This window comes from Pseudomonas sp. RA_15y_Pfl2_54 (genome assembly GCF_963971015.1).
GTDB lineage: Bacteria > Pseudomonadota > Gammaproteobacteria > Pseudomonadales > Pseudomonadaceae > Aquipseudomonas > Aquipseudomonas baetica_A.
The window spans coordinates 1-12,270 of record NZ_CAXAPN010000064.1; the positions used below are offsets into that span (position 1 = coordinate 1).

At 51.1% G+C, this 12,270-nt stretch carries 8 protein-coding genes and 3 pseudogenes; all 11 read left to right on the forward strand.

Annotated features, from left to right (window positions below; translation table 11 throughout):
• Positions 1-164 (forward strand): annotated as a pseudogene (locus AACY50_RS28080) (type VI secretion system tip protein VgrG); the annotation flags it as partial.
• A complete protein-coding gene (locus AACY50_RS28085; RefSeq protein ID WP_339539831.1) occupies positions 165-1,037 on the forward strand; it encodes a DUF4123 domain-containing protein in 873 nt (290 codons plus the stop codon).
• Complete coding sequence (locus AACY50_RS28090; protein WP_339539834.1) at positions 1,034-4,459, forward strand: toxin VasX; 3,426 nt, start codon at positions 1,034-1,036, stop codon at positions 4,457-4,459. Before AACY50_RS28085 ends, AACY50_RS28090 begins: the two co-directional genes overlap by 4 nt.
• Complete coding sequence (locus AACY50_RS28095; RefSeq protein WP_339539836.1) at positions 4,452-5,639, forward strand: DUF6708 domain-containing protein; 1,188 nt, start codon at positions 4,452-4,454, stop codon at positions 5,637-5,639. Before AACY50_RS28090 ends, AACY50_RS28095 begins: the two co-directional genes overlap by 8 nt.
• A 123-nt stretch (positions 5,640-5,762) precedes the next feature.
• Entirely contained in the window at positions 5,763-6,335 is a 573-nt protein-coding gene (locus AACY50_RS28100) for a hypothetical protein (RefSeq protein WP_339434301.1), read from the forward strand.
• An 843-nt stretch (positions 6,336-7,178) separates the two neighbouring features.
• On the forward strand, positions 7,179-7,634 hold the full coding sequence (locus AACY50_RS28105) for a hypothetical protein (protein WP_339434303.1): 456 nt from the start codon (positions 7,179-7,181) through the stop codon (positions 7,632-7,634).
• Positions 7,635-8,185: 551 nt separating this feature from the next.
• On the forward strand, positions 8,186-8,854 hold the full coding sequence (locus tag AACY50_RS28110; RefSeq protein WP_339539845.1) for a hypothetical protein: 669 nt from the start codon (positions 8,186-8,188) through the stop codon (positions 8,852-8,854).
• Between the two features lie 8 nt (positions 8,855-8,862).
• A pseudogene (locus AACY50_RS28115) lies at positions 8,863-9,039 on the forward strand (hypothetical protein); the annotation flags it as partial.
• A 44-nt stretch (positions 9,040-9,083) separates the two neighbouring features.
• A complete protein-coding gene (gene tnpB, locus AACY50_RS28120; RefSeq protein WP_339539839.1) occupies positions 9,084-9,443 on the forward strand; it encodes an IS66 family insertion sequence element accessory protein TnpB in 360 nt (119 codons plus the stop codon).
• A 17-nt stretch (positions 9,444-9,460) separates the two neighbouring features.
• Positions 9,461-11,005, forward strand: a complete 1,545-nt coding sequence (gene tnpC / locus AACY50_RS28125) for an IS66 family transposase (protein ID WP_339539842.1) — start codon at positions 9,461-9,463, stop codon at positions 11,003-11,005.
• Between the two features lie 169 nt (positions 11,006-11,174).
• Positions 11,175-12,270, forward strand: a pseudogene (tssI, locus tag AACY50_RS28130) (type VI secretion system tip protein TssI/VgrG); the annotation flags it as partial.

The following is a 12,270-nucleotide window of genomic DNA, read 5'->3' on the forward strand; positions in this document are numbered from 1 at the left end:
GCACGGGCGCTGCGCCGTTGTTGCCGGGGCCGTTGAAGCAGGCGGATGCGGATAAGGCTGGGCAGTTGCTGGTGCCGGCGCAGCGGCAGGCGTTGATGCAGAAGAAGCCGATTTGTGCGGTTTGTGAAGCCGCCAAACTGGCCGCGCAAAAGGAGGCACAGTAAATGATCGAACTACCGCCGCTCCCGAGTGATCTGCCGTGGAAAACCCCAGCCTATCTGCTGCTGGATGGCGTCAGTGTTCCCAACCTCGCGCAGCAATTGTTTCAGTGGGACAACCAAGCCTACAGCCTGTACCAGTCCACTCGCTGGCAGGAGCTGGCAGATATCTCGCCCTATTTGATTGCTCTCAAAGGCGCCAACGATCCGCTATTGGAGTACTTCCGCGAGCATGCAGCCCTTGAATGGGGTTATTTACTGTTCAGTGATGCCGATGTTCACCAACTCTGGAGCCACTTGCGCCATCTGCTGACTGTAGAGCACCCCAGTGGTGTGGAGGTCATGCCACGTATCGCCGACCCAGCAGTCATGCGACCGCTGTTCGCACTGGCGGAGCAAGCCAGAGGTGCCCGCTGGTTTGGTCCGGTTACGCACATCTGCCTGCCGGATGGAGTGGTGGCTGAATGGCATCAACACCAGCGCCCCGATCCCGCAAATATCGAACCCGATACCTATCGTTTGACGGACTCAGAACTCACGGCGTTAGGCGAAGTCGAGTTTCGTAATTTCGTCTCAGGGTTGAGCGAGCATCTGCAGACTTATTTTCCAGACTTTATGTCATCCTTTGCAGGGCCTGAGCGTCGTCAGTATGCGCAGAAAATTGCAGATGATGCGTATCAGCAAGGCTATGCCTCTGAACAGGAAATAACACTTTACGCGAACGTTTTCGGGTATTTGGCCGGTGAACCCGTGACTGAACACCCAGATATTTTTCTCCTGCTGGCGGAGTCAACACCAGAAGCGCCATTGAAGCGTCTGGAGCGCGCGGCTGAATTAGCTGAGCAACGTGCCATTGATCGACAAGGAAGCCCATCGTGACTACTCAACAACCGCCAAAACCCAGTGCTAATACCGCAGCGATGGCCATGAGTGCGAAGGACACCCGCGTTCCCATGGGTGAATGCCAATTGGCGAAGAAAAAAGTGCAGCTACTGCCGCTGCGTTTTGGACTGGTTGAGTATCTCGATCCGAAGGCTGAACTGGCCATGCCATTTCAGACGAAAAGCCAGCCGCTGGGTATCCGGCTGTTACGCGACGGCTACTTGTACATAATCGACGGCACTACTGGTTACCTGCACGAATACCGTGTCGAAAGAGGTCAAATCACCAAGCTTTTGTGGAACAGTCAGGAAGTATCGGGCGACACCCGAACCAGCTCTATTGGTGAACCACACTTGGTTTTCCCTCGCAATCATGCGTTGTACGCCAGTTACTCGGAAATTCAATGGACGGCCTTCAAGTGCTCGCAAGTTCTCAGATCCAAGGATGAACGAAAGCGCTTAATGCAGTCCGTCGAATTGGCGAGTGTCTGCCCTGAGAAGGGAGGTGAAAGTCTGCTCAGCAAAATGCAGGCGAAAAAATGGTTAGCCGAAGTGGCTGAGAACGAAACCCGAGCCAAGGCGCTACCTGAAGGTGCCGACTCAGAAGAGAGCAAACCTTATAACTGGGAACATGAGCCGCAGTTCCAAAATACGGCAATAGAATCATTTACCAGCAAGGTACAGGGCCCGTACAAGGATGATTATCTTTTTCTGGTGCTGCGCGATGACATTGGTGTCATGCGCGACCTTGCCAGCGCACAGTTGAAAGTAGCTGACTGGATTGAAAAATGGAGTGCCGACGATAAATGCCAGGCAAAGTACCTTACCGGCTCCTACATTCAGTCTTTATATGAAGTTAATGCCTCACGACTGACCGCCCTTAGCGGCACAGATTCAGACGTCAAAGCGCTGAAAGACGAAACTAACAAGCAACAACAATCAAAAATCTACGACTACCTAAAGGCTCGTCGCGACCATCGTGACCCTGGTGTGTATGGCGATGAGTCTCAGTGGCGAAAAGCAGCATTGACCAATCCTTACGCGAAGGCGTTTGTCGATATGACCGATGCAATGGGGCAGCCGCTTTATCGCAAGCACCAAAGCACAATCAATACGCTAAGCCTACAAACGTGGGAGGCCTTACATGGCAAGGATCTTGGCCAGCGCGGTATCGCGAATCTTGTCAACCGAGAAGAAATGGAAACATTTATTACTCGCCAGCAAAATCTCCTCTCACATTGGAGCAAGCGACTAGGAAAAATACGCGAAGATCGCTTGACGATGTTCACTGACGGACTCTTCCACCGGGCTGCGTGGTATTACGACTTTCATCTTGATGCCCAAATCGAGCATCGTTTGAAAACCGAGTTCGTCTGCGTGGCAGCCATGTGCCCCGATAGAAAAGCAGTTGAAAAGCTCGCCACCTATTTAGAATCGAATCTGTTAACAGTCGTACCTGGACTCGACACCTTAGGACTGATAGATCAAATTGATATTGCTAAGAAACTCGTTGACCTGAGCAATTTGGCTGTTGGTATTTTGTCAGCGAAGGAGAATTTGGTAAATGCCGACGCGCTTGGCAATCAATTCAGTAGTTTGGTCTCTGCACGCCTACCCAATTACGCAAAATTGAGCACTCAATTTGCCGGTTTGCAAAGCATGCTTACTGAGGCGTATAACCCGGCAACCCAACTAAAGGCTGCTGATCAACTGGAAAAAGCACATGATGCATTCAAAAGAATGCAAAATATTGACCCAAATACCTATATACGAAATATCGGCAGCCCCGCACGATTGCAGTTGCTACGCGAGTTCTCCACCAAAGGCCTGACTTTACGGGCAGCAACGGCCACGGAGATCGCTAATTACAATCAGGCCAGCGAACAATCACTAAGCTTGCGTGATCAATTAAGCGCAACCTATAAGCTGCGAAATCGGGAACTGATGCTGCAATCATCAGGTTCAGCCCAAGCGGGCAGTGAGGCTGTTTACCAGCAGCGAATTGACCAACTGAAACTACAACTGATACCTCTGGAAGAAAAGCTAAGTGGTGCCCTAGTAGTGGGAGGTAACAGCCCCGCACAAATTGGCACCGTCATCGATGGCTTAGACCCACAACTACGTGCGGAAATGGACAGGACAGTTAGAGATTTTCGATCAACGGGAACCTTTAATAAACCTCTGAGCGGAGCCTTAAAGTCGAAGGGAGACTTACTGGCTTTTGGACTGTTCATCATTCAAGGACAGAAATTCATCGAGGCAGTGAGCACTCTACTTAAAAAAGACAAAACATCCTTGTCAGCGAGCGATGCCTGGTCTTTTACTGAAGCGTTTGTTGGTATCGCTGGCGCCGGATTTGCCACAGTACAGGGGCTTTCAGTTACGATTTTCCAAGCGCACATTGAGGAAATGGCAAGTACGGCCGGTAAGCTAAATACGATGACTCGACTAGGTCGCTGGGCTGGCGTCGCGGGCATCGGCGCGTTCGGTTTTAGTGTGTTATCTGCTTCACTGGATTTGCGCAAACACTCTATCCAGTGGACGAAAGCACTCGCCCAAGGAGATTCCAAAGGGCTGGGCGCTTCAACGCTACAAATTAGCGGCGACGCAATATTGATCGGCGCGGGTACATGGGGAGCCAAACATACTGGCTCTATTGTTAAAACCGTAATAAAAACACCGACTGAAATGCGTGTATTTGCTTGGGCAGAAGCAAGCCCAGAATTGGTGTCAATTGGTGCACGCGCCAATTTGATTGGTTTAATAGGTACAGCCCTGCAGCTGATCGGTGAAGGACTTTATAACTATTTCAATTTAGACGAACTGCAGAAGTGGATGCAATCCAGTGCATGGGGAAACCAGACAAAGAATCGTAGTACCCAAGTTGAGTGGAGCGAGTTGGCAAAGGTGGTGCAAAAGCCCACTTGCGAACTCATCCGCGATGAGAAGCAGACCTATTTGAAACTGATCCTCCCGGGTGTCAGCACGAAAGAGATGGATAGCCGTCAGTTACAGTTACTTGCGTACCAGCAAAAACGTGATGCTCCAATGCGAGGGGGATACAATCCAAATCTCCCGCCACTACGATGGCAAGAAAGTACTGCCACTTGGGCCACAAGGTTTATGGTCGCCAGCAAAGGAAATGAAGCACTGACACTCAAACTCCCTATCAGTGACTCCTTGCAAACTTCCGACTTTGCTTTAGCCTTCAACATTGGCTATCAATTGGAAGCAGAACGCGATTTGATACATCGCACCTGCTTCGTTTTAAAGGATTTACGAATCACCACGAGCTATGGAGTACGAATCCCTACCAAGGGCAAGTACACACTCGATCCTGTTGAGACCTTGCCGATCGGGGCGGGAAAAGGCACGTTTAAAATATTCAAAAAAGAAGAATTGGCGGCCGTCGATGTTTAAAAATATTTTCAAACGCAGTGACCAGTTTTCAGAAACACTAGATGCACCGGACATTAAAAGTCAGCGACCCTGTGCGGGCGAGATTCGCACAGGAGGACTAAGCGAAACCTTATTCTTATCCCCACTACCTGTTTACACCGGACAAACACAAGGTTCTAGCCGTAACTTTTCCGCCATAAATGACGTATTCCTTGAGATAGGTGGAAGCAACTGGGGAATGGTTGAGCAAGGAAAAATACTCGCTGCGGCTATTTGGATGGCGCTGTTTACAGCATTCATAATGCCTAGCCTAGTAATCCTTGCCGGCGTTATTTTTTACCCTGAAAATTTTCCTGAGCCGCTTACTGATCTAATTACCTTTTTACAGGTGACGACTAGTGCTTCTCTCTTATTCGCAATACCAATAGGAGCCTATTTATATGGAATGTTTTCCGACGTAATTTTTTCTCCAAAAAAATATCCAGTGCGCTTCAATCGCCAACGTCGTGAAGTTTGCTACGTTGACCATAATACTGATCGCGTACTGGTGGTGCCATGGGAGGGCGTGGTTGCTTGGGTCGCAAACACCCAAGGTATCACCAGTTATGGCGCGACACGCCAATACACTTTTGGGATGGCTCTTGAGGATGCCGAACAAGACAAAGTGCAGTTTCTTCTTCTCCCACAGCCCAGTGACGCGCACGCGCTAGGGATGTGGACATCAATCCGAAACTACATGGAAGACGGACAGATAGTAGATACGCCGAACCCAGTGCTAACTGCTTTGGGACTTACTCCGACAGGTGATCGCCTGAAATCTTATGAAGGGCTGCACACTTTTGAAATTGAGCGCGATGACGCTCGCTGGATGTGCAATTCGAACGACGAAGGGGCCAAACTTACGGACAAGGAGCGTGAGCATTATGGTTACCCCAAGCGCACACCGTGGCCATTGCGACGTTGGTACATCTGGCGCGTGCTGAGCTTTTGGAAAATGCCTTACATACTGGCCGAGTGGAGCTACCGGAAGGGAAGTCGCGCTCTACCGGAAAAAGTAGATAGTTGGTCCCAACCTTTGCCTAAAGAACAATGGGCAAAACCAAGCGCTGCATTGATAAACGCCAATCAGGCGGTAAAAAACGCAATGGATAAAAAAGGCGCAACGTTTGTTGAGGCATGCAAGACCGCCGGTCTAATTTAAAAAAAGTTAACGAGGCGTAGGAACCAAGAGAGCAAAAGGTGATAGGGTGATAGATGTATTTTTTAGAAATAAATCTGTCACCTTTGCTTACAAAAGCGCAGCGCAAAAATCGACGACGCCAGCATGAAGTCAAACTCAAAAAACTTAGATGACGAGCTTAAAATAAAAAATAATCGTCCTAACGCAGGTGAAATCCGAAAACATCTTACTGGCGAAGCTCTCTTTTTATCCCCGCTACCATTGCCCACTGGGCAGCCCCCAATGGATATCGATGGGAGTATCCTAGAAATAAACGAACGATACATTGATATCGGAATCAGAAATAAGAATAATCCTTTCCAAGTAGAACTGTTTATTGCTGGCGCTATGTTCCTGGTGATCATGAGTTTGGTGATTGGCCCCACCATCGCAGGACTAGGATCGTTCCTGAACAATTACGGGAAAACCTTTGAATCCAACTACAAAGAATTCTTTCTATCCGGACTTCCAATTGCCGCATGGGGAGACCTGATAACAATAGCAGTGGGATTTTGCGTAACAGTTAGTACGACTCTCGCAAAGACACACAATCGTCCCATCAGATTTAACAGACAGCGCAGACAAGTCTGTATTTTCCCTAATAACTTCGATAGTCCAATTATTCAAAACTGGGAAACACTAGTCAGCCGGATATCTACAAGCACGGGCTACACCTGAAGCGGGACAGTAATTAGTTATACATTTGGAATTGCTTTAACCGATCCTAAAAGCGGCGAAACTCATTTTATTAATCAGGGAATCCTCCCCCCCATACATGGATTAAGTAAATGGGAAGCCATTCGCACTTTCATGGAAAGCGGGTTTGAACACTGCCCACGCAAGGCCACTTACTAAGATTGTCGAACGTTCGATTCAAAACGCTTAGAAATCCATGAAGAATATGCAGCCGGTGAGAGGTCCCTCGTAAGTCTTTCACTTTGGTACATCGGGAGCTTACTCACTTGGTGGAAGATTCCCTACTTAGTTTCCGAATGGGACCATCGTTACAAGATGAGGAACATGCCAAGATCCATTGAAGAATGGTCCGAGCCTTTGCCTTTTGAGCAGTGGGCCCAACCTAGCAAGATACTGCAAGAGCAAAGCAACAAAATCGAGAAAGCTTTTGCATCAGGAGTGGACTTCATTACCTATTTCAAAAAATGAGCGAGCATTGACTTAGCACATTGCGCAAATTTTATGGATACACTATGTTTTCTTCAAAAAAATATTACTTGCATCTGCTCTGCTACTAACCGGATGTAAAGAAGACTTTGCCACGTTACATTCTCCAGAGAGTGTTAAATCAGATTCCGCCTCTGGGCCACAGTACACGGACACACTGGTGCATGAGAAATACAAGAAACTGATAGCCGATGCGGTTTCAGCAAAGGGAATCGATCCAGACGCGATAGTACTTGAGCGAGTTAAAGACCAGGATCAGTTGATCCTCCTGCGCCTCACTGATAGTTCGTTCAGTGATGACCAGCGATCAACGCTTCGCTCGCTATTTGTAACCGCTCCATGAACGATTGGGCTGTAGTTCTCAGTTCGCCGTTATTGTCAATGTTCGAAAATGATAAAAAATTTCGACTGATCGCGCAAGAATTCCAAACCAGACTGGAGAAGTCTGGATTATTATCTGTCAAACGATATAATCGCGTTCCCGCGGCAAGCCCAAAAATATCTGCTTTGCCACTAGATGCGACCAGCGTGTTATACATTTTATCACCTAGCCTTCCAGTTATGCATCTCACTCCACTGCAACGCTACAGCTTCGAAATGACCGAAGGGCTTAAAATAAGCGCTCAATTTGAACTCAGCGTCAGCGAAACAGAAGAGAGCCTAGTACTGCCTCAACCTAGCCCTAAGAAATGGATACCATTCACTATTAGGGATCGCCAAACACCTCCGGACAATATTTCACCCGAAGACGCACCACCTTATTGGCAGATTGAAATAATCGAGTCTAAAGTATGATTACAGATATAAATAGCACCTATGCTAGTGGAGCATACCGAAGTGATAGCAAAAAGCTTTTACCACCACCTCGCTGGCCGGAGGATGCCAACCGGACCGGAATGTTTAACACTCATCTAGCATTTGGTAATTATGCCAACTTAGAGCCGGAGGTGGAAGTCAGTTCACAATTTGAGGTTATCAAACTCGCCGACCCGAATAAAAAAGACGAGCACGACACAGAAACCTACTGCACAAATAAACACTGGAAATTTCAAAACTCCAGCAAAGTGCCACATTTTCTTTTCGTACTTAAGCTCGTAAGTTTTTCGTTCATTTGGGCACCTTGGACTCTTGGGGTCTTCGGTTCCATAGGAATAGAGTTAGGACATGGAGCCCCTGGCACTGCGGGTGGCGCGTTCATTGGTATTTCCACTGCCATTTTGATGCTCACCTCTCTAGTGTTATTCATGACGGGCAATAAGTTTGTTCACCACATGCAAGTCTTAGGATTTGTAGCCGGTGCAATTACTACCTATTGGTTAAAAGGTTCACTATTCAATACGAGCTCAATGAGTATCGCCCTGTGGGCAGGCGTCTTTCTATATTTCGTAGCCTCCCTCGGAACCGACGCATTATTGTGGTTTCATAGCAAAATCAGCACGCACGATGGCAGCGAATTTAATCGAACTGATGGCATGCTCAGGTTCAAAAGGCGTTTCCGCAAGCTATTCGTTGCACCATTTGAAGAGTTCGACCCGGTGCTTCAGTTACTTCCTAATGGCTTCGGCTCCCACGACTACGCGCTGTGGCTGCATCATCGCTATACCGACAACAAAATTTGCCTGGCGACCAAGGTTCACTCGCTGGGGCTGGATCAGGCCAACGCACTCGCTTTTTGGGATTGTCTACAACGCTACATGGATATCACGCAGCCGCTGCCTGACCTGCCTGTGCTTGAGCAAAGTCGCCAACTTGATCCCGTGACAGTCGCGCACGACGCAAAAACTGGCCGCAACCCACGACGATGGAGAGAACAGTCGGCGAAAGGATGGATCACAGGCGGACAGAAGGCTCTGGCCAAGCAGTTACAGGAATATCCGTGGCAAAAAGAACCCTGCATCGTTAAAGCGCGTATCGATCCATCGTTGACGATTGAGGCGTATTACCGCGCTCAAGAAGCAAAAGGGATACATGCAACTCCGAAAGCCGATGACTTCGATAATATTCATCGTTCATGATTACCTATGTCGCCATCAACAACAAAATGCACAACTGCCAGAATCCAGGAAACTCGCACTTCACCCACCTGAAAGAAGTGCAGTTCACCTACCGCAAAATCACCTGGCCCCACGAAATATCCGGTACTTCGGGTTCCGATGACTGTAACCGATCCACGAACCCCACATTCAAAGCCGCCATTTGATTCTGGATGCTGTGCTCCCGATCTCTTTCAGGAGCCAGCACGCCATGATGCGCCCCGACGCCAAAGTCGAAAAAGTGTACCTCTACCCTAAGCCGGTCGACTTCCGAAAATCCATCGATGGTCTGGCCGCCCTGGTCGAGCTGGATATCAAGGTTGCCGTATTCGATCCGGTGCTTTTTGTTTTCCTGAATCGCCACCGTAACCGAGTGAAAATCCTCTATTGGGAGCGCAACGGTTTCTGTCTCTGGCTCAAGCGCCTCGAATCCGAACGTTTTAAAATATCACCAGACGACCCCGACGAAGCCATCGTGTTGACGGTGCAGGAACTGAATTGGCTGCTGGACGGTTTTGATCTTTGGCGCAACCCTCCGCATCAGGTTTTGACTCCGCGTTTCGTCGCCTGACCCGGTATAATCCGGGCATGATTTCCATGCCCAAAGACCTTCCTGACGATCCTGCCCTGCTCAAGCAACTGCTGCTTGAGGCGCTCAGTCGTGAGCAGGTAACGGCTGAGGCCTACCAGACTCATATCGTCGATCTGAAAGAACAGATCAAGCTGTTGCGCGACCGTTTGTTCAATCGAAAATCCGAGCAGACGGTCGAACCCAACACGCCGCAACTGGCGTTGTTCAACGAGCCTGAAAGTGAGCCGATGCCTTCCATCGGCGACGCCGATGAAGAAGTTGTGGCTCCGACGCCGCGTCGCGGCAAACGCAAGCCGTTGTCGGCTGACTTGCCGCGCATCGAAGTCATTCACGACCTGCCCGAACACGAACTGATCTGTGCCTGCGGTTGCCGCAAGCACGTGATCAGTGAAGAAACCAGCGAACAGCTGGACATCGTGCCGATGCAGATCCGGGTCATCAAACACATCCGCAAAGTCTACGGTTGCCGCGGTTGTGAAATGGCACCGGTCATCGCTGACAAGCCAGCGCAGTTAATCGAAAAGAGCATGGCCAGCCCAAGCGTTCTGGCGATGCTGCTGACCACCAAGTATGTCGATGGCTTGCCGCTGCACCGTTTCGAAACGGTGCTGAGTCGCCATGGCATAGAAATCCCGCGCCAGACGCTGGCCCGCTGGATCATCCAATGCGGCGAGCATCTGCAACCGCTGTTGAATCTGATGCGCGACCGCTTATTGGAAAGCCCGGTCATCCACTGCGATGAAACCCGCGTCCAGGTACTCAAAGAACCGGATCGCGACCCGACCAGCCAATCGTGGATGTGGGTGCAGGCCAGCGGGCCGCCGGATCGAAAAGTGGTGTTGTTCGACTACACCTCCAGCCGTGCGCAGGAAGTGCCACTGCGCCTGCTGGAAAGTTATCGCGGCTATGTCATGACCGACGATTACGCCGGCTATAACGCGTTGGCGCTGCAACCCGGTGTTGAGCGATTGGCGTGCATGGCCCATGCACGGCGCAAGTTTGTCGAGGCGCAAAAAGTACAGCCGAAAGGTAAAACCGGGCGCGCGGATATCGCGCTGGCAATGATCAACAAGCTGTACGGCGTCGAGCGTGAACTCAAGGACGTGAGTGATGAACAACGTTTTATCGGTCGCCAGGAAAAGAGCTTGCCGGTACTGGCGCAGTTGAAAAGCTGGCTGGAGAAAACCCAGTCCCAGGTCACGCCGCAAAGCGTGCTGGGTAAGGCGGTTAATTATCTTGCCAACAACTGGAGCCGGCTGGAGCGTTACGTGGAAGCTGGATTTTTACCGATCGACAACAACCCGGCAGAGCGCGCAATAAAACCGTTTGTGATCGGGCGCAAGGCCTGGCTGTTCAGTGACACGCCCAAAGGGGCGACAGCCAGTGCGCAGATCTATAGCTTGATCGAGACAGCAAAGGTCAACGGCCAAGAGCCCTATACGTGGCTGCGCCACGTACTTGAGCGGTTGCCGCATGCCTCGTCAGTAGAGGACTATGAGGCCTTGCTTCCGTGGAACTGCTCACCGGAGATGCCACGGTAAATCAAAGCCTCATCCTGCGGTAGGTGGGGTTTATGGATCGGTTACCGATGACTGGCGTGCTCCAGTCGTTTAATTACGGTTGATCGCTTCACACATCGACCAGCTCTGCTGGTCGATGTTGTTTACGCCCCTTCAGAATTTCGCGTACGTTGACCCGCTTTTGCGGGCGGTGACCCTGCGCCCTCAACTGTCGTACCTGGCGCACCGCGTCAACCAGCGTATCTTCCAGAATCTCAGCGTGCCGAAAATCATCGGCATGGTCCTCGAAGAACACGGCATCCAGAGCAACGCCTACGATTTCCAGACCGGTTCGATCTACCCCGAGCGCCTCTACTGCGTGCAATACGACGAATCCGACCTGCATTTCATCCAGCGCCTGTGCGAGGAAGAAGGCATTCACTACCACTTCCAGCACAGCGCCACGGCGCACAAGCTGGTGTTCGGCGATGACCAGACGGTGTTCCCGAAACTCAAGCCTGTGGCCTACCAGCAAGACTCCGGCATGGTCGCCAGCAACCCGGTGATCAAGCGCTTCGACCTGCGCCTGGAAACCCGCACCAGCCGCACCACGCGCCGCGACTACGACTTCGAAAAACCGCGCCTGACCCTGGAAAGCGAAAACCGTGGCGACGCCCTGCCCGACCTCGAAGACTACGATTACCCGGGCCGTTTCGTTGATCGTGAGCGCGGCAAACACCTGGCCAAACGCGCCCTCGAACGCCACCGCAGCGACTTCCAACTGGCTGAAGGCAAGAGCGATCAGCCGCTGCTGGTCAGCGGCCATTTTCTGGCCCTGACCGAGCACCCAAAAGCCAAGTGGAACGACCTGTGGCTGCTGACCGAAGTGCTGCACGAAGGCAAACAGCCGCAAGTGCTGGAAGAATCGGTGACCAGCGACACCACCGCACTCAAAGACGATTTCCACCAGGGCTACCGCAACCGCTTCCAGGCGACCCCGTGGGACGTGCCGAACCGCCCGCCCCTGCGCCACCCGAAACCGCGCATCCTCGGCAGCCAGAGCGCCGTGGTCACCGGCCCCAAAGGCGAAGAAATCCACTGCGACCAATACGGCCGCGTCAAAGTCCAATTCCACTGGGACCGCGAAGGCCAGGCCGACGACAAAACCAGCTGCTGGCTCCGCGTCTCCAGCGCCTGGGCCGGCGCCCAGTACGGCGGCATCGCCATCCCGCGCATCGGCATGGAAGTGCTCGTCACCTTCCTCGAAGGCGACCCCGACCAACCGCTGATCAGCGGCTGCCTGTACC